This is a genomic window from Marichromatium sp. AB31 (assembly GCF_003718685.1).
GTDB classification, from domain to species: Bacteria; Pseudomonadota; Gammaproteobacteria; order Chromatiales; family Chromatiaceae; genus Marichromatium; species Marichromatium gracile.
Window position 1 is genome coordinate 25,211 of sequence record NZ_RHFI01000026.1, and the last position, 18,024, is coordinate 43,234.

Sequence of the window (18,024 nt, forward strand, 5' to 3'; positions counted from 1 at the left end):
GCATCGCGACCGCCCGCGCGGTTGTCGGTCATTGAGCGTTCGGCCAGCGGGGAGCGGGCCCCGGCGGCCGGACCCATCAACCCTGCAGCACCCCCTCGACGACCGCGACCAGGTTGTCGACGGTGAAACCGAACTCCTTGAACAGCGCGCCGGCCGGGGCCGACTCGCCGAAGCGATCGATGCCGAGCACCGCGCCGCGCGAGCCGACGTACTTCCACCAACCGTCGCCGACGGCCGCCTCGACGGCCACCCGCGCCTCGACCGCGCGCGGCAGCACCGACTCGCGATAGGCCGCGTCCTGGGCGTCGAAGACGTCGGTCGAGGGCATCGACACCACGCGCACCGCGCGCCCTTCGAGCGCATCGGCGGCACCGAGGGCGAGGGCGACCTCGGAGCCGGTGGCGATGATGATCACCTCCGGGGTCCCGGCGCAATCGCGCACCACGTAGCCGCCGCGCGCGATCGCCGCCAGCTGCTCGGCGTCGCGCTCGACGTGCGGCAGCGACTGACGCGAGAAGATCAGCGCGCTCGGGCCGTCGCGCCGCTCGATCGCCTGACGCCAGGCGACCGCCGACTCGACCGCGTCGCAGGGCCGCCACACGTTCATGTTGGGGATCATGCGCAGGGTCGGGATCTGCTCGACCGGCTGGTGGGTGGGACCGTCCTCGCCGAGACCGATGGAGTCGTGGGTGTAGACGAAGATCGAGGGCACCTTCATCAGCGCCGCCATGCGCAGCGCGTTGCGGGCATACTCGGAGAACATCAGGAAGGTCGCGCCATAGGGCACGAAGCCGCCGTGCAGGGCGATGCCGTTGATGATCGCCGACATGCCGAACTCGCGCACGCCGTAGTAGACGTAGTTGCCCGGCGCCTCGCCCTTGCCGATGCCCTTGCAGCCCTGCCACAGCGACAGGTTGGAACCGGCCAGATCGGCCGAGCCGCCGAGCAGCTCGGGGAGCAGCGGACCGAAACCGTTGAGCGCGTTCTGCGAGGCCTTGCGCGAGGCGATGCTCTCGCCCTTGACGGCGACCTCGGCGATGAAGGCATCGGCCTGCTCGGTCCAGTTCGCCGGCAGCTCGCCGGCCATGCGCCGCTCGAACTCGGCGGCCTCGGCGGGATAGGCCTTGGCGTAAGCGGCGAAGCGCTCGCGCCACGCGGACTCGGCGGCGGCGCCGCGCTCACGCGCGCTCCAGCCGGCGTAGACCTCCTTGGGGATCTCGAACGGGGGGTGGTTCCAGCCCAGCGCCTCGCGGGTGAGGGCGATCTCCTCCTCGCCGAGCGCGGCGCCGTGGCAGGACTCCTTGCCCTGCTTGTTGGGCGAGCCGTAACCGATGATGGTCTGGCAGCAGATCAGCGTCGGTCGATCGGTGACCGCACGCGCCTCCTCGATGGCGACCTGGATGGCGTCGGGGTCGTGACCGTCGACCTCGGGGATGACGTGCCAGCCATAGGCCTCGAAACGCTTCGGGGTGTCGTCGAGGAACCAGCCGGGGGTATCGCCCTCGCCGCGCACCTCGCCGTCGATGGAGATGTTGTTGTCGTCATAGACGGCGATCAGCTTGCCCAGACCGAGCGCGCCGGCGAGCGAGCAGGCCTCGTGCGAGATGCCCTCCATCAGACAGCCGTCGCCGAGGAAGGCATAGGTGTAGTGATCGACGATATCGTGACCGGGGCGGTTGAACTGGGCGGCGAGCGCCTTCTCCGCGATCGCCATGCCGACGGCGTTGGTGATGCCCTGGCCGAGCGGCCCGGTGGTGGTCTCGACGCCGGGGGCATAGCCGTACTCGGGGTGTCCCGGGGTCTTGGAATGGAGCTGGCGGAACTGCTTGAGGTCCTCGATACCGAGGTCGTAGCCGGTGAGATGGAGCAGAGAATACAGCAGCATCGAGCCGTGCCCGTTGGAGAGCACGAAGCGATCGCGATCGGGCCACTGGGGGTTGGCCGGGTTGTGGTTCATGAAGTCGTTCCACAACACCTCGGCGATGTCGGCCATGCCCATCGGCGCGCCCGGATGCCCGGACTTGGCCTTCTGCACCGCATCCATGGCGAGTGCCCGGACGGCGTTGGCGAGTTCTCTGCGTGAGGACATGAGCCCCTCCTGAAGTTGACGATGACGAAGATACTGATTGTGCGGACCGGGGCGCCGAGGCATCACGGCGGACTGAGGCTCACCCGGAAACGGCCCGCGAATGCGATGAATGTGGCGTGCGGGGCTGGCGGCCGCATCGAGCAGGGAAGTTTCCATCCTCCGGCCCGGGGCGAGGACGCGCGAGTTGGCCGGAGATTCCCACACAGGGCCCTTGATTGTGAACCAAAGGTCCAGGGTCGGACATCAAAACAAACTTATACCGCCAAAAACTATTTTAACATTTCATAATATTCAGGATTGACGCTTGAAATACCACATCAGTTTACCACCGCGCCGGGCGGGCCGGCGCGGGCCGGGCCGTGCTCAGCCCTCCACCCACTTGATCGAGCAGCCCATGCTCGGGATCTGCTCGGCCGGGCCGCGTCCGCTCAGCGCGACCTCGCGCATCGCCTCGAACAGGTCGCGGCGCACGTCGGCGGGGGCGGCCTGCTTGCGACTGGCATCGAGCCGACCGCGATACTGCAGCTCGAGCGCGGCGTTGTAGCCGAAGAAGTCGGGGGTGCAGACCGCACCATAGGCCTTGGCCACCGCCTGGTCGGCGTCGTAGAGATAGGGGAAGGGAAAGGCGAAACGCTCGGCGATCTCGCGCATGTTGTCGAACGAGTCCTCGGGGTAGTCGGCGACGTCGTTGGACATGATCGCTACGCTGCCGATGCCGAGCGTGGCCAGCTCGGCGGTATCGCGCACGATACGCTCACGCACCGACTGGACGTAAGGGCAGTGGTTGCAGATGAACATCACCAGCAGCCCGCGCTCGCCGCTGCAGGCATCGCGCGTCCAGGTGCGGCCGTCGACGCCCGGCAGGGCGAAGTCCGGGGCCGGCTGGCCGAAGTCACACACGGGGGTCTCGAGTGAAACCATGACGGGGATCCTCCGAGTTGGCGGTTCGATGGTGCGGGGCCGCCCCTGGCGGGCGCGACCAAAGGGGACATCAGCATCCTCGCGGGCACGACGCCGGCGAGCACGGCCCCGGGCAACATGCCACATCCGCCCCCTCGGGCGCATCTCCACCCCCGCGCCCCGGCGGTCGGGGAGGATGTCGGCGACCCGTCCGCGCCCCGCATGTTACCGGAACGGAAGGGGATTCCAAATCTCGCCCCGATCGCTGCCGATCGCCGCCTCATGAGGCCGCGGCGCGGGCTTCGCGAACGTCACGCGAGCCGCTATCATGAGCGGCTTCATCAACGCGCCACCCTGGCGCCATGAATAGGGCTCGACTCGTATGAGCAAGGACTACATCTTCACCTCGGAATCGGTCTCCGAAGGACATCCGGACAAGATGGCAGACCAGATCTCGGACGCCGTCCTCGACGAGATCTACCGCCGCGACCCCAACCACGCCAAGGCGCGCGTGGCCTGCGAGACCCTGGTCAAGACCGGCTTCGTGATGCTCGCCGGCGAGATCACGGTGACCGACGCCAACCTCAAGATCGATTACGAGCGCGTGGTGCGCGAGGTGGTCAAGGACATCGGCTACGACAACTCCGAGGTCGGCTTCGACGGCAACACCTGCGGCGTGATGATCGCTCTCGGCGAGCAGTCCAAGGACATCAACCAGGGTGTCGATCGCGAGAGCGAGGAGGCCCAGGGCGCCGGTGACCAGGGGCTGATGTTCGGCTATGCCACCAACGAGACCGACATGCTGATGCCGGCGCCGATCGACTACGCCCACCGTCTGGTGAAGCGTCAGGCCGAGGTGCGCAAGAACGGCACCCTGCCCTGGCTGCGCCCCGACGCCAAGTCGCAGATCACCATGCGCTACCGCGACGGCAAGCCGGTCGGCGTCGACGCCGTGGTGCTCTCCACCCAGCACGGCGAGGAGGTCAGCGAGCGCGTGCTGCAGGAGGCGGTGATGGAGGAGATCATCAAGCCCGTGCTCGGCGCCACCGGCTGGCTCAACGCCGAGACCAAGTACCACATCAACCCCACCGGCAAGTTCGTCATCGGCGGTCCGGTCGGCGACTGCGGCCTGACCGGGCGCAAGATCATCGTCGACACCTACGGCGGCATGGCCCGTCACGGCGGCGGCGCCTTCTCCGGCAAGGACCCGTCCAAGGTCGACCGCTCGGCCGCCTACGCCGGTCGCTATGTCGCCAAGAACATCGTCGCCGCCGGGCTCGCCGACAAGTGCGAGATCCAGGTCTCCTACGCCATCGGCGTCGCCGAGCCGACCTCGGTCTCGATCGAGACCTTCGGCACCGCGCATGTGAGCGAGGAGCGCATCATCGAGCTGGTGCGCGAGCACTTCGACCTGCGCCCCTATGGCATCATCAACATGCTTGACCTGACCAACCACGAACTGATCAAGTATCGCGATACCGCTGCCTACGGTCACTTCGGTCGTCCCGAGGCCGGCTTCACCTGGGAGCGGACCGACAAGGCAGAGGCGCTGCGCGCCGCCGCCGGGCTCTAAGCCCACCCAGCCCCCCGCCACCGAGGAGCGCTGCAACCCGGGACCACCGAGGTCCGGGCCAGGCTCGGGGACGGGGCATACAGTTCGAACGGCGCTCACTCACGATTCATCAGGAAGAGTTGATCAACCATGAGTGAGTTCACCGATTACAAGGTCGCTGACATCACCCTCGCCGACTTCGGTCGTCGCGAGATCGCCATCGCCGAGACCGAGATGCCGGGCCTGATGGCCCTGCGCGAGAAGTACGGCCCCTCCAAGCCCCTCGCCGGCGCCCGCATCACCGGCAGCCTGCACATGACCATCCAGACCGCCGTGCTGATCGAGACCCTGGTCGCGCTCGGCGCCGAGGTGCGCTGGTGCTCGTGCAACATCTTCTCCACCCAGGATCACGCCGCCGCCGCGATCGCCGCTGGTGGCATCCCGGTCTATGCCTGGAAGGGCGAGACCCTGGAGGAGTACTGGTGGTGCACCGAGCAGGTGCTCAACTGGCCCGACGGCCAGGGCCCGAACATGATCCTCGACGACGGCGGCGACGCCACCCTGCTGGTGCACAAGGGCGTGGAGTACGAGAAGGCCGGCGCGGTCCCCGCGCCCACCGCCGAGGACAACGAGGAGTGGACCGCGGTGCTCGGCGTGCTCGGGCGCACCTTCGAGCGTGACAACCAGCACTGGCACAAGATCGCCGAGGGCATCAAGGGCGTCACCGAGGAGACCACCACCGGTGTCCACCGTCTCTACGAGATGGCCAAGAACGGTTCGCTGCTGTTCCCCGCGATCAACGTCAACGACTCGGTGACCAAATCCAAGTTCGACAACCTCTACGGTTGTCGCGAATCGCTCGTCGACGGCATCAAGCGCGCCACCGACGTGATGATCGCCGGCAAGATCTCCATGGTCTGCGGCTATGGCGACGTCGGCAAGGGCTGCGCGCAGTCGCTGCGCGGACTCGGCGCCACCGTGTGGGTCTCGGAGATCGACCCGATCTGCGCCCTGCAGGCGGCGATGGAAGGCTTCCGCGTGGTGACCATGGAAGAGGCGGCGCCGATCGCCGACATCTTCGTCACCACCACCGGCAACAAGGACATCATCCGTCACGACCACATGGCGGCGATGAAGAATCAGGCGATCGTCTGCAACATCGGTCACTTCGACAACGAGATCGACATCGCCAGCGTCAGCCAGTACCAGTGGGAGGAAATCAAGCCGCAGGTCGATCACATCATCTTCCCCGACGGCAAGCGCATCATCATGCTCGCCCAGGGTCGACTGGTGAACCTCGGCTGCGCCACCGGCCACCCGAGCTTCGTGATGTCCAACAGCTTCACCAACCAGGTGCTGGCACAGATCGAGCTCTTCACCAAGGAAGACGCGTACCCGATCGGCGTCTACATCCTGCCCAAGCACCTCGACGAGGAGGTCGCGCGACTGCATCTGGACAAGATCGGCGCGCACCTGACCACCCTCACCGAGGATCAGGCGGCCTACATCGGCGTCGATGTGAACGGACCGTACAAGCCCGAGCACTACCGCTACTAAGCGGCTCGCGCGTCCCGGACGCGGCGGTCGCGGCCTCTTGGCCACGGCCGTCGCGGCCGCCACGGTTCCTCACCTCAACTCATCTCGCGACCGTCGCGCACCGCGCACCCGCGTCCTCGCGCGGCGGTAGCCGGAGTGCCAGAGCATGTCGCCACAAGATCCCACCCCGACCTACAGTCTCGAACTCTTTCCGCCCAAGACCGCCGAGCGCATGGAGCGGCTCAAGAGCGAGATCACCACCCTCAACACCGTCTCGCCGCGGTATTTCTCGGTCACCTACGGCGCCGGCGGCTCGACCCGCAAGGGCACCTTCGAGACCGTCTCCTGGCTGCGCAGCCAGGGCATCGACACCGCCCCCCACCTCGCCTGCATCGGCTCTCCCCGGGCCGAGGTCGAGGAGCTGCTGGAGCACTACCGCGAGCAGGGCATCGACCGCCTGGTGGCGCTGCGCGGCGACCTGCCCTCGGGCATGGGCGGCGGACTCGGCGGTGACTTCCGCTATGCCAACGAACTCGTCGAGTTCATCCGCGAGCGCACCGGCGATCACTTCCGCATCGAGGTCGCGGCCTATCCCGAGTACCACCCCCAGTCCGGCACCCCGGACCGCGATCTGGCCAATTTCAAGCGCAAGGTCGAGGCCGGCGCCGACGCCGCCATCACCCAGTACTTCTACAACGCCGACGCCTATTTCGCCTTCATCGAGCGCTGCCAGGCAGAGGGCATCGACATCCCCATCGTGCCCGGCATCATGCCGATCACCAACCACAGCCAGCTCGCCCGCTTCTCCGACGCCTGCGGCGCCGAGATCCCGCGCTGGATCCGCCGTCGGCTCGAGGGCTTCGGCGACGATCTCGCCAGCACCCGCGAGTTCGGTCACGAGGTGGTGCTGCAGCTGTGCCGGCGCCTGATCGAGGGCGGCGCCCCCGGACTGCACTTCTACACCATGAACCAGTCCGGCCCGACGCTGCGTCTGTGGCAGGAGCTGGGACTGCCCACCGGCGACTGAGCCAGCCAACGCCGGCGCGCGCCCCGGACGCGCCGGCGCCTCAGTCGTAGCACTCGTCCTTCCAGCGTCGCAGCGCGGCGAACACCGCCGCCGGCTCCTCCAGCGCCTCGCCGGCGAAGCGCTCGGCGGCCGCGCGCACCTCGGGCACCGCAACCCGCAGGAAGGGATTGGTCGCCAGCTCCTCGGCGAGCGTGCTCGGCACCGTCGCGCGGCCCGCCGCACGCGCCGCGCGCACCGCGGCGATGCGCGCCTCGAGCGCCGCATGCTGCGGCTCGACCCACTGGGCGAAGCCGAGGTTGGCCTCGGTGTACTCGTGGGCGCAATAACACCGCGTCTCCGGCGCCAGCCGCGCGATCCGCGCCAGCGAGCGCGCCAGCTGCTCGGCGGTACCGTCGAACACCCGGCCACAGCCGGCAGCGAACAGGGTATCGCCGCAGAACAGCCGCCCCTCGCCGAGATAGGCGACATGGGTCGCGGTATGACCCGGCACCTCCAGCACCCGGAAGGTCACGCCGAGCCCGGCGGGCTCGATGGCGTCCCCCTCCCCCACCCGATGATGCGCCAGCGCGATGCGCGCATCCTCCGGGGCGTAAACGACCGCCTCGGGGAAGGCGGCGCACAGCGTCTCGACGCCACCGATGTGGTCACCGTGATGATGGGTGAGCAGCACCGCCGTGAGATGCAGCCCGTGCTCGCTGAGATAGGCCAGCACCGGCGCGGCCTCGCCCGGATCGACCAGGGTCGCGCCGGCGCCACCGGGGGCGCGCAGCAGCCAGATGTAGTTGTCCTCGAAGGCGGGGATGGCGATGGGTTCGAGCATGATCGACGGCTCCTCGGGCGACGGCGGGGACGGCGATGGGGGAGACGGCCGGGCGCATGACGCCCGGCACGGCTGCGGCTAGCCGGCGAGCGTCTGCTCGCGGCGCGGCGTGGTGGTCTCGAGCGCGGCGAGCGCCCGACTCACCGAGTCGTGGATACCCGCGACATCGAGCCCGCACTCGGCGAGCTGCTCGGCCTGGGTGGCATGGTCGATGTTGCGATCGGGCAGCCCGAGCTGGAGCACCGGTACCACCACGCCCTCGGCGGCGAGCAGCTCGGTGACCGCGCTGCCGGCACCGCCGGCGACGGTGTTCTCCTCCAGGGTGACCAGCAGCGCGTGCTCGCGCGCCAGCGCGAGGATCAGCTCGCGATCGAGCGGCTTGACGAAGCGCATGTTGGCGACCGTCGCATCCAACTCCTCGGCGACCTCCAGGGCCGGCGCGACCATGGTGCCGAAGGCGAGCATCGCCACCCGACGGCCCTCGCGCACCCGCACGCCGCGCCCGATCGGCAGCGCCGGGGCCTCGGGGTCGACGGCAACGCCGGGACCGACGCCGCGCGGATAGCGCACCAGCGCCGGGCCCTCGAACTCGTAGCCGGTCTTGAGCATCTGCCGACACTCGTTCTCGTCGGCCGGGGCCATGATCACCAGATCGGGCAGCGGACGCGAGAAGCTGAGATCGAAGCAGCCGGCGTGGGTGGCGCCGTCGGCCCCGACCAGACCGCCACGATCGACCGCCAGGGTGACGTCGAGCTGTTGCAGACAGACGTCGTGGACGAGCTGGTCGAAGGCGCGCTGGAGGAAGCTCGAATAGATCGCCACCACCGGCTTGACGCCCTCGCAGGCCATGCCCGCGGCGAGCGTCACCGCATGCTGCTCGGCGATGCCGACGTCGTGGAAACGCTGCGGGAAGCGCTTGGCGAAGTCGCCCATCCCCGAGCCCTCGCACATCGCCGGGGTGATCGCCACCAGACGCGGATCGCGCGCGGCGGTGTCGCACAACCAGGAACCGAACACCTTGGTATAGGTCGGGCCCTTGGCCTTGGACTTGCGGAACTCGCCGGTCTGACGGTCGAAGGGGGTGACGCCGTGGAAGGTCACCGGCTGGCCCTCGGCGGGCTCGTAGCCGTGCCCCTTGTGGGTGACCACGTGCAGCAGGCGCTGTCCCGGCATGCCCTTGACGTTACGCAGGGTCTTGAGCACCGAGTCGAGGTCGTGACCGTCGATCGGGCCGATGTAATTGAAGCCGAGTTCCTCGAACAGGGTGCTCGGCATCACCATGCCCTTCATGTGCTCCTCCCAGCGCCCGACCAGCTCGCGCAGGTGAGGCATGCCGCGCAGCGCGCTCTTGCTGCCCTCGCGCATGCTGGTGTAGAGCTTGCCCGAGAGCAGTCGCGCCAGATGATTGCTGATGGCACCGACCGGGGGCGAGATCGACATCTCGTTGTCGTTGAGGATCACCGTCAGGTCGATGTCCATCGAGCCTGCGTGATTGAGCGCCTCGAAGGCCATCCCCGCGCTCAGCGCACCGTCGCCGATCACCGCGATGACGTTGCGCCGCTCGCCGCGCTGCTTGGCCGCGATCGCCATGCCCAGCGCCGCACTGATCGAGGTGCTGGAGTGACCGACGCCGAAGGTGTCGTATTCGCTCTCGCAACGCTTGGGGAAGCCGGACAGGCCGTCCTTCTGACGCAGGCTGTGCATGCGCGTGCGCCGTCCGGTGAGGATCTTGTGCGGATAGGCCTGATGACCGACGTCCCACACCACCCGATCCTCGGGGGTGTTGAAGACGTAGTGCAGGCCGAGGGTCAGCTCCACCACCCCGAGCCCGGCCGCCAGATGACCCCCGGTGCGCGAGACGGTATCGACGAGGAACGAGCGCAGTTCGCGCGCGACCTCCGGGAGCTGGCTCTCGGGCAGGGCGCGCAGGTCGGCCGGGGAGTCGATCGAGGCGAGAAGCGGATGCCGCTGCACGGCGGCGCCGGTATCACTCTGGGTGCGGTCGGGCATGATCTGACTGGCTGTTTTTTTGGCAGGTCGACTAGTTTAGACGAATCGATTCGGCGCTGCCCAATGCGAAAGCGCATCGGAGGGCGCCACGGCTCAGCGCCCCAGGGCCACCGGCGCGGCAATCCCACTGGCCTCGGCGATGACGAAGTCGCGAAAGGCGCGCGCCGCCGGCGACAAGCGCTTGCCCTGACGATAGACCAGGAACCAGTGACGCCGGTGCGGGAAACCCTCGACATCGAGCACCACCAGGCGGCGCGTCTCGAGTTCGAGTTCGATGGTGTGCAGCGACACCACGCTCAGCCCCAGCCCCGAGCGCACCGCCTGCTTGACCGCCTCGTTGCGGGTCATCTGCATGCCGTGACGGATCGCCAGCCCCTGCTCGGCGAAGATCCGCTCCATCGCCTGACGGGTGCCGGAGCCGGGCTCGCGCATCACGAAGGGCTCCTCGGCCAGCCGCGCCAGCGGGATGTCGGCGACCCCCACGAGCGGGTGCTCGGGCGGGGCGATCACCACCAGCGGATTCTCCATGAAGGGCTCGGACTCGACCTCGACGCGCTCCGGCGGGCGACCCATCAACACCAGATCCACGGCATTGCCCTCGAGCATCTGTACCAGCGACTCGCGGTTGGTGATGTCGAGATGCAGCGCGATCCCCGGATAACGCCGCTGGAACACCGCCAGCAGCCGCGGCGCGAAATAGTTGACGGTGCTCGCCGCGGCCAGGTGCAGACGGCCCCGGTTGACGCCCTTGAGCGACTCCAGCACCTCTTCCATCTCCTGCAGCGAGCGGTTGACCGCACGACTGTAATGAAAGAGCTCGCGCCCGGCCTCGGTCAGCTCGATGCGCTTGCCCAGCCGCTCGAACAGCGCCAGCCCGACCGCGTTCTCGAGCTGGCGCACCTGCATCGACACCGCCGGCTGGCTCAGATGCAGCTCCTCGGCGGCGCGGGTATAGCTCAGGTGGCGCGCCACCGCCTCGAATACGCGCAACTGTCGCAATGAGACGTGCATGACGAGGCCAATCAATAGAAGTAGAAGGGATAGATCATAATCTATAGCTTATATTAAACATAAGCAATATTTAGTAGTAATTATAAGGTTGTTCCATATAATCGATCCCCAGGTTCCGCCCCCGGCCACCACGACCGGGTCCGGCCCGAGAATACCGGCACAGCAGCAACACACCGAGCTCTATGCGGAGGACCGAGCATGGCCAAGACCTATAACGCGGGCGTCAAAGAATACCGCGAGACCTATTGGATGCCCGACTATACGCCGAAGGACACCGACCTCCTGGCGTGCTTCAAGATCACCCCGCAGCCCGGGGTGGCGCGCGAGGAGGCCGCGGCGGCGGTCGCGGCCGAGTCCTCCACCGGCACCTGGACCACGGTGTGGACCGACCTGCTCACCGACCTCGACCACTACAAGGGCCGCGCCTACGCCATCGAGGACGTGCCCGGCGACGACGAGCGCTTCTACGCCTTCATCGCCTACCCCATCGACCTGTTCGAAGAGGGCTCGGTGGTCAACGTCTTCACCTCGCTGGTCGGTAACGTCTTCGGCTTCAAGGCCGTGCGTGCCCTGCGTCTCGAGGACGTGCGCTTCCCCATCGCCTATGTGATGACCTGCAACGGCCCGCCGCACGGCATCCAGGTCGAACGCGACGTCATGAACAAGTACGGTCGGCCGCTGCTCGGCTGCACCATCAAGCCCAAGCTCGGGCTCTCGGCGAAGAACTACGGTCGCGCCGTCTACGAGTGCCTGCGCGGCGGTCTCGACTTCACCAAGGACGACGAGAACGTCAACTCGCAGCCGTTCATGCGCTGGCGTCAACGCTTCGACTTCGTCATGGAGGCGATCGACAAGGCCGAGCGCGAGACCGGCGAGCGCAAGGGGCACTATCTCAACGTCACCGCCCCGACCCCGGACGAGATGTTCAAGCGCGCCGAATACGCCAAGGAGATCGGCGCCCCGATCATCATGCACGACTACATCACCGGCGGCTGGTGCGCCAACACCGGACTGGCCCAGTGGTGTCGCGACAACGGCGTGCTGCTGCACATCCACCGCGCGATGCACGCGGTGATCGACCGTCACCCGCACCACGGCATCCACTTCCGCGTGCTCGCCAAGCTGCTGCGTCTCTCCGGCGGCGACCACCTCCACACCGGCACCGTGGTCGGCAAGCTCGAGGGCGATCGCGCCGCCACCCTCGGCTGGATCGACCTGCTGCGCGAGTCCTATGTCGAGGAGGACCGCTCGCGCGGCATCTTCTTCGATCAGGACTGGGGCGCGATGCCGGGCGTCTTCGCCGTCGCCTCGGGCGGCATCCACGTCTGGCACATGCCGGCGCTGCTCGCCATCTTCGGCGACGACGCGGTCCTCCAGTTCGGTGGCGGCACCCTCGGCCACCCCTGGGGCAACGCCGCCGGCGCGGCGGCCAACCGGGTCGCGCTCGAGGCCTGCGTCGAGGCCCGCAACCAGGGACGCGCGATCGAGAAGGAGGGCAAGGAGGTGCTCACCGCCGCCGCCGCCCACAGCCCCGAGCTGAAGGCCGCGATGGAGACCTGGAAGGAGATCAAGTTCGAGTTCGACACCGTCGACAAGCTCGACGTCGCCCACAAGTGACCCCGGAGCCCGGGCCCGGACGGGCCCGGCACCGGCCACCCAGAGTCAACCGAGCCGACCGACCGCAGGCTCGCCGATCGTAGAGACGAGGAGGACCCCGTCCGCGGACGGGCCCGGCAACGCCGGGGAGCAGCGCGGCGCCGCGAGGCGCACGCATAACCATAAGGGGCACCAAGTCCCACGGGCGGTGCCGCCAGCGATGGCGGCGGCGACCCGAACCAACAAGATCACTCGTCGCGCCCTCGGCGCCTGTGCGGTTCCAACCATAGAGAGTGTCACCATGAGCGAAATGCAGGACTACCAATCGAGCCTCGAGGACGCGAGCAGCCGCAAGTTCGAGACCTTCTCCTACCTGCCGGCGATGAGCCCCGAGGGCATCCGCCAACAGGTCGAGTTCATCGTCTCCAAGGGTTGGAATCCGGCGATCGAGCACACCGAGCCGGAGAACGCCTTCGACCACTACTGGTACATGTGGAAGCTGCCGATGTTCGGCGAGACCGACGTCGACACCATCCTCGCCGAGGCCGAGGCCTGTCACCAGGCCCACCCCGACAACCACGTGCGCCTGATCGGCTACGACAACTACGCCCAGTCGCAGGGCGCGGCCATGGTCATCTACCGCGGCACCCCGGTCTGACCACGGCCCGCCATCGCTTGTGACGTCACGGACGCGACCCGCGCCGGTCGCGTCCGTCCCCCGCCCGCCCAGCGTTCAAGGACTGCCCCCATGAGCGAGACCCATCGCGACCAATACCTGATCCGAGAGGAGCCCTACTACCGCACGGTCGAGGACGAGGTACGGCTCTACGAGGCCGCCTACGCGGCGCGCATGCCGGTGATGCTCAAGGGGCCGACCGGCTGCGGCAAGTCGCGCTTCGTCGAGTACATGGCCTGGCGGCTCGAACGCCCGCTGATCACCGTCGCCTGCAACGAGGACATGACCGCCTCGGATCTGGTCGGGCGCTTCCTGCTCGACGCCGACGGCACCCGCTGGCAGGACGGCCCGCTCACCGTCGCCGCGCGCATCGGCGCCATCTGCTATCTCGACGAGGTGGTCGAGGCGCGCCAGGACACCACCGTGGTGATCCACCCGCTCACCGATCACCGTCGCTGCCTGCCGCTGGAGAAGAAGGGCGAGCTGGTCGAGGCCCACCCCGACTTCCAGATCGTCATCTCCTACAACCCCGGCTACCAGAGCCTGATGAAGGACCTCAAGCAGTCGACCAAGCAGCGCTTCGGCGCGCTCGACTTCAGCTACCCCAGCGCCGCGATCGAGGCCGAGATCGTCGCCCACGAGGGCGGCATCGAGCGCGATCAGGCCGACAGGCTGGTGCAGGTCGCCCAGCGCAGCCGCAACCTCAAGGGCCACGGCCTCGACGAGGGCATGTCCACCCGCCTGCTGGTCTACGCCGCCCAGCTCATGGCCAAGGGCATCGAACCCCGCGCCGCCGCCCAGATGGCCCTGGTCCGCCCCCTCACCGACGACCCCGACATGCGCGACACCCTCGACGCGGCGGTGGATACCTATTTCTGAGCGGCCAGCGGTCAGCCACCAGCGGACAGCCGCCAGCCACCAGTGAGGCGGATACCAACCGCCGACAGTCGACGACAGACCGCTGGCGGCTGATAGCTGGTAGCTGGTAGCTGGTAGCTGGTAGCTGGTAAAGCATCATGCGCGACTATCGCAAGCTGTCCGTCTGGCACAAGGCCCACGCGCTGACGCTCGCCATCTACGAGACCACCCAGGGCTTCCCGCCGAGCGAGCGCTTCGGACTGGTTCCGCAGATGCGCCGCGCGGCGTCCTCGGTACCGTCGAACCTCGCAGAGGGCTGTGGGCGCGGCAGCGATGCCGACTTCGCCCGCTTCGTGCGTATCGCGGCGGGGTCGGTCAACGAACTCGAATACCAGTGTCTGTTGGCGCGTGACCTCCACTACCTGCCGGCAGCACACGCCGATGAGCGCATGCGCGAGTGCGCGGAGATCCGGCGGATGCTCGTCGGGCTACTCTCCTCGCTCGCCCCGCCGACCCCACATCCCCCTAGCCCACGGTCAACGCCACCGGACGAGGATGCCCGATGAGCACGCGGCACCGTCCACTGGAGGCTGGTGGCTGATATCTGGAGGCTTTGCATGACCAGCGATATGCAAGACGCACTTTCCTGCCTCAAGTCCGGCGCCGAGCACGCCCAGGCGCTCGAGGCGAGCCATCACGAGGCCGCGCGCCTGCTCTCGCCGCGCGGGCTGGAGCACTATGTCACCGGCATCCGCGCGATGTGCACGCTCAACAAGGGCGACGATCTGGTGATGACCTATGTGCAGGAGATGCCCGGGGTCGCCCGCGAACTCGGCGAGGACATCATCCCCGACATCGTCGGCGCGCTGATGAAGCTCGCCTCGCACACCTCCGGCACCGTGCTCACCCTGCTGCTCGGCTCGCTCGGGCTGGCCGCCACCCGGCTCGGCGACGCCGAGCTGATGCGCGGCTATCTCGGCCTGCTCCACCAGCTCGCCGGCAAGGCCCCGCGCGGCCTGCGTCCGATGCTCGAACACAGCGACGAGCTGTTCGCCAAGCTCACCCTCGGCGGGCTGCGCCGCTGGGCGCTGTGGGGCGCCCAGGCCCATGCCCGCGACCTCGACGGCCAGCTCGCCTACTTCGGTCTGGCCAGCGAGGCCTCGCGCGCGGTGCTCCAGCAGGAGCGGCGCGGCACCCTGTTCGTCGACAATCAGCGCCGTCTCAACTTCTATCTGCGCGCGCTCTGGGCGCGCGCCTTCTTCATGCGTCCGACCTCGGGCGACTATGAGTCGCGCGAGGGACTGCGCCCCTTCATCGAGGAGTTCCAGATCCATCTCCCCGATGCCTTCGACGACTGGCAGGGCATCCCCGGCGTCGATCTCTACCGCGCCGCCGCCGCCCACTGCGCCGCCCATCTGGTCTACACCACCGCGCCGCTCGACGGCGCCGGCCTGAGCCCGGCGCAGCGCTTCGTCGTCACCCTGTTCGAGGACGCCCGCGTCGAGGCCCTGGCGGTCGCCGAGTTCCCCGGCCTGCGCAAGCTCTGGGGCGCCATCCACGCCCACGCCCTCCCCCTCGCGGCCAACGCCCACCCGATGCAATCGCTGCTCACCCGGCTGGCGCGCGCCCTGCTCGACCCCGAGTACCAGGACCCGGAACCGGCGATCGCCGAGAGCGCCGCACGCTTCCATGAGCACTGCGCCAACCGCGGCACCGACAACGCGATCAGCCGCGAGGCCGGGCTCGCCTTCCACGACCGCGCGCTTGAATTGGTGGCACTGCCGAGCCTGCGCGTGCTCGAGGACATGCCCCTGCCCTATCGCGACGACAACCGCTACTGCTGGGCCTTCGACGAGAACCTGTTCATCACCCAGGGGCTCGACTACCTGCCCGAGCGCGCGCGACAGGTACGCCGTCAGGTCAGCGTGATGGAGATGGTCAACGAACTCGACTGCGAGCTTGCCGGCGACGACGCCCAGGAGGTGTGGAACCTCGCCACCCCCTTCTGGCTCGACCAGGAGGACTGCACCATCAACGAGCTGGAGGGCCGCGAGCCGATCTCCGAGCCCTTCCACTATCCCGAGTGGGACTACCACGTCCAGCTCTACCGCCCCGACTGGACGAGCGTGATCGAGCGCCGCCAGGAGCGCGGCGACCCGGCGCTGATGGACGAGATCCTCACCCGCCATCGCCCCATCGCCTCGCGCATCCGCCACCTCATCGACGCCCTCCAGCCCCAGGGCGTGGTGCGTCGGCGCGGCTACGAGGAGGGCGAGGAACTCGACCTCGAAGCCGCGGTGCGCGCCATGGTCGACATCCGCCGCGGCGTCATGCCCGACCCGCGCATCAACATCCGCATCACCCGCCACGTCCGCGATCTCGCCATCGTCGTGCTGATGGACCTCTCCGAGTCGACCAACGAGAAGGTCGGCGTCAACGAGGGCGAGCCCGGCTACGACGCGGCCCCCAGCATCCTCGACCTCACCCGCGAGGCCACCGGCCTGCTCGCCTGGGCGATCGACGCCATCGGCGACGCCTTCGCCGTCCACGGCTTCGCCTCCGACGGTCGTCACGACGTCCGCTACTATCGCTTCAAGGACTTCGACCAGGACTATGGCGACGCGGCCAAGTCACGCATGGCCGGGATGCGCGGCGGGCTCTCCACCCGCATGGGCGCAGCACTGCGCCACGCCGGCCATCATCTCGAACAACAACCGGCGCAAAAGCGACTGGTGCTGCTCATCACCGACGGCGAGCCCGCCGACATCGACGAGCGCGACCCGCAATACCTCCGCCACGACGCCAAGAAGGCGGTCGAGGACCTGCGCACCCGCGGCATCCACACCCACTGCCTCACCCTCGACCCCGAGGCCGACCGCTACGTCGCGCGGATCTTCGGCGAGAACGGGTACTCGATCGTCGATCAGGTTGAGCGGTTGCCGGAGCGGTTGCCTGGGGTGTTTGGGGTGTTGACGGGGTGAGGGGGAGACTTCAATCTCGAGATTGAGTATTGACGTTAGGCGGTTGAGCGTTTCACATCTAGAAATCAAAAGACACTCGCTCATCGCTTGCATTCAACTGCTGGGCGGCAAAAAATGACTGAACCAGAACCTATACCATCTAAAGAAAAGCAACACCTAGACCAACTATGCCATCAATATGATGCACTTTGGAAGCATCTAGAATATATTGACTCACATGTTTTCAAGCTTGTAGGCATCTATCTAATATTTACAGGAGCCCTATTAGCTAAAGCAGAATTATTTCAAGAAACTAAAGCTCTATCAGCAATATTTGTACTGATAATTGGCATGATATTTTTTGTGTTTTTACACAGAATATCTAGACTACTTCAAGAGCTAAAGAAAAAGATCATACAAATTGATCGCGAAAAGCAGAAGTTACATGGCATGCCTATTATTGATGCGCTGCCGAAAAACTATACCACCGGCCCTCGAACATCGGAAGTTAGCAAATACGCAGTATTTGTTTTTAGTGCGCTGCTAGCTATCTACTTCGCATTTCCATCAACAAATAGCCCCCAAAAACCTTCTCCAACTGAACCATCAAAGGCGCACCCCACCGGGTAGCGCCCTGACCGATAGGTTTCGATAAAATCAGAATCTCTTGATTTAAGGATGAAAAAGATGTCCCCTTCCCCAAAAATAGGTCCAGCGAAAAGTAGAGACCGACGGCATGATGGTGGCCGAGCAGAGGAGAGCCCACATGCGCAAGAGCAAGTACAGCGAGCAGCAGATCGTTGACGTACTGCGTCGTGCTGAGTCTGGCGTAGCCGTCAAGGACGTGTGCCGGGAGCTGGGCGTCAGCGCGGCGACCTTCTATCAATGGCGCTCGAAGTACGGGGGGATGGAGGCTTCGGACCTGAAGCGGCTGCGCGCGCTGGAGGAGGAGAATCGCCGGCTCAAGCACATGTACGCGGATCTGAGCC

15 protein-coding genes and 1 riboswitch are annotated in these 18,024 nt (G+C 67.1%); of the genes, 10 read left to right on the top strand and 5 right to left on the bottom strand.

Annotation, left to right across the window (positions count from 1 at the left end; translation table 11 throughout):
• Positions 1 to 76 precede the first annotated feature (76 nt).
• Both tkt and EBL84_RS14540 read right to left on the bottom strand, forming a co-directional pair.
• Positions 77 to 2,089, bottom strand: coding sequence for a transketolase (gene tkt / locus EBL84_RS14535; RefSeq protein ID WP_123141475.1), 2,013 nt, complete (start codon positions 2,087 to 2,089; stop codon positions 77 to 79).
• A gap of 363 nt (positions 2,090 to 2,452) precedes the next feature.
• Positions 2,453 to 3,010, bottom strand: coding sequence for a thioredoxin family protein (locus tag EBL84_RS14540; protein WP_123141477.1), 558 nt, complete (start codon positions 3,008 to 3,010; stop codon positions 2,453 to 2,455).
• A gap of 361 nt (positions 3,011 to 3,371) precedes the next feature.
• Between EBL84_RS14540 and metK the strand changes: the two genes are divergently transcribed.
• The 3 genes from metK (at position 3,372) to metF (ending at position 7,104) form a co-directional block, all read left to right on the top strand.
• The gene (metK, locus tag EBL84_RS14545; protein WP_062272501.1) at positions 3,372 to 4,562 is read left to right on the top strand and encodes a methionine adenosyltransferase; all 1,191 of its coding nucleotides are present in this window, start codon (positions 3,372 to 3,374) and stop codon (positions 4,560 to 4,562) included.
• Positions 4,563 to 4,578: 16 nt separating this feature from the next.
• Positions 4,579 to 4,666: riboswitch (S-adenosyl-L-homocysteine riboswitch) on the top strand.
• Between the two features lie 25 nt (positions 4,667 to 4,691).
• Positions 4,692 to 6,098, top strand: coding sequence for an adenosylhomocysteinase (gene ahcY / locus EBL84_RS14550; protein ID WP_123141478.1), 1,407 nt, complete (start codon positions 4,692 to 4,694; stop codon positions 6,096 to 6,098).
• A gap of 145 nt (positions 6,099 to 6,243) precedes the next feature.
• Complete coding sequence (gene metF, locus EBL84_RS14555) at positions 6,244 to 7,104, top strand: methylenetetrahydrofolate reductase [NAD(P)H] (protein WP_123141479.1); 861 nt, start codon at positions 6,244 to 6,246, stop codon at positions 7,102 to 7,104.
• Between the two features lie 40 nt (positions 7,105 to 7,144).
• Here the strand turns inward: metF and gloB are convergent, their stop codons facing one another.
• From gloB to EBL84_RS14570, 3 genes are all read right to left on the bottom strand, one after another.
• A complete protein-coding gene (gloB, locus tag EBL84_RS14560; RefSeq protein ID WP_123141480.1) occupies positions 7,145 to 7,924 on the bottom strand; it encodes a hydroxyacylglutathione hydrolase in 780 nt (259 codons plus the stop codon).
• Between the two features lie 78 nt (positions 7,925 to 8,002).
• Complete coding sequence (gene dxs, locus EBL84_RS14565) at positions 8,003 to 9,934, bottom strand: 1-deoxy-D-xylulose-5-phosphate synthase (protein WP_123141481.1); 1,932 nt, start codon at positions 9,932 to 9,934, stop codon at positions 8,003 to 8,005.
• A gap of 93 nt (positions 9,935 to 10,027) precedes the next feature.
• Positions 10,028 to 10,945 (bottom strand): LysR family transcriptional regulator, encoded by a 918-nt coding sequence (locus EBL84_RS14570; protein WP_123141482.1) that lies wholly within the window; start codon positions 10,943 to 10,945, stop codon positions 10,028 to 10,030.
• Between the two features lie 198 nt (positions 10,946 to 11,143).
• Here EBL84_RS14570 and EBL84_RS14575 point away from each other — a divergent pair, with 198 nt between their 5' ends.
• From EBL84_RS14575 to EBL84_RS14600, 7 genes are all read left to right on the top strand, one after another.
• Positions 11,144 to 12,562, top strand: coding sequence for a form I ribulose bisphosphate carboxylase large subunit (locus EBL84_RS14575; RefSeq protein ID WP_123141483.1), 1,419 nt, complete (start codon positions 11,144 to 11,146; stop codon positions 12,560 to 12,562).
• A 280-nt stretch (positions 12,563 to 12,842) separates the two neighbouring features.
• Positions 12,843 to 13,199 carry a ribulose bisphosphate carboxylase small subunit gene (locus EBL84_RS14580; RefSeq protein ID WP_005221368.1) on the top strand — a complete coding sequence of 119 codons (357 nt, stop codon included), beginning with the start codon at positions 12,843 to 12,845 and terminating at the stop codon, positions 13,197 to 13,199.
• A gap of 90 nt (positions 13,200 to 13,289) precedes the next feature.
• Complete coding sequence (locus EBL84_RS14585; RefSeq protein ID WP_062272487.1) at positions 13,290 to 14,096, top strand: CbbQ/NirQ/NorQ/GpvN family protein; 807 nt, start codon at positions 13,290 to 13,292, stop codon at positions 14,094 to 14,096.
• A 137-nt stretch (positions 14,097 to 14,233) separates the two neighbouring features.
• Positions 14,234 to 14,641: a four helix bundle protein gene (locus EBL84_RS14590; protein ID WP_123141484.1), complete on the top strand. Its 408-nt coding sequence runs from the start codon at positions 14,234 to 14,236 to the stop codon at positions 14,639 to 14,641.
• A 51-nt stretch (positions 14,642 to 14,692) separates the two neighbouring features.
• Positions 14,693 to 17,056: a nitric oxide reductase activation protein NorD gene (locus EBL84_RS14595; protein ID WP_123141485.1), complete on the top strand. Its 2,364-nt coding sequence runs from the start codon at positions 14,693 to 14,695 to the stop codon at positions 17,054 to 17,056.
• Positions 17,057 to 17,170: 114 nt separating this feature from the next.
• Entirely contained in the window at positions 17,171 to 17,665 is a 495-nt protein-coding gene (locus EBL84_RS16945) for a hypothetical protein (RefSeq protein WP_148040306.1), read from the top strand.
• Between the two features lie 136 nt (positions 17,666 to 17,801).
• Positions 17,802 to 18,024, top strand: a 223-nt coding sequence (locus tag EBL84_RS14600) for a transposase (protein ID WP_190287979.1), incomplete at its 3' end; no start/stop codon positions are given.

Bases quoted from the DNA above. Each gene is read 5' to 3' on its own strand.
- tkt (WP_123141475.1), bottom strand. From the start codon at position 2,089: ATGTCCTCACGCAGAGAACTCGCCAACGCCGTCCGGGCACTCGCCATG.
- gloB (WP_123141480.1), bottom strand. From the start codon at position 7,924: ATGCTCGAACCCATCGCCATCCCCGCCTTCGAGGACAACTACATCTGG.
- EBL84_RS14540 (WP_123141477.1), bottom strand. From the start codon at position 3,010: ATGGTTTCACTCGAGACCCCCGTGTGTGACTTCGGCCAGCCGGCCCCG.
- ahcY (WP_123141478.1), top strand. From the start codon at position 4,692: ATGAGTGAGTTCACCGATTACAAGGTCGCTGACATCACCCTCGCCGAC.
- EBL84_RS14575 (WP_123141483.1), top strand. From the start codon at position 11,144: ATGGCCAAGACCTATAACGCGGGCGTCAAAGAATACCGCGAGACCTAT.
- metK (WP_062272501.1), top strand. From the start codon at position 3,372: ATGAGCAAGGACTACATCTTCACCTCGGAATCGGTCTCCGAAGGACAT.
- EBL84_RS14580 (WP_005221368.1), top strand. From the start codon at position 12,843: ATGAGCGAAATGCAGGACTACCAATCGAGCCTCGAGGACGCGAGCAGC.
- metF (WP_123141479.1), top strand. From the start codon at position 6,244: ATGTCGCCACAAGATCCCACCCCGACCTACAGTCTCGAACTCTTTCCG.
- EBL84_RS16945 (WP_148040306.1), top strand. From the start codon at position 17,171: ATGACTGAACCAGAACCTATACCATCTAAAGAAAAGCAACACCTAGAC.
- EBL84_RS14585 (WP_062272487.1), top strand. From the start codon at position 13,290: ATGAGCGAGACCCATCGCGACCAATACCTGATCCGAGAGGAGCCCTAC.
- EBL84_RS14595 (WP_123141485.1), top strand. From the start codon at position 14,693: ATGACCAGCGATATGCAAGACGCACTTTCCTGCCTCAAGTCCGGCGCC.
- EBL84_RS14590 (WP_123141484.1), top strand. From the start codon at position 14,234: ATGCGCGACTATCGCAAGCTGTCCGTCTGGCACAAGGCCCACGCGCTG.
- dxs (WP_123141481.1), bottom strand. From the start codon at position 9,934: ATGCCCGACCGCACCCAGAGTGATACCGGCGCCGCCGTGCAGCGGCAT.
- EBL84_RS14570 (WP_123141482.1), bottom strand. From the start codon at position 10,945: ATGCACGTCTCATTGCGACAGTTGCGCGTATTCGAGGCGGTGGCGCGC.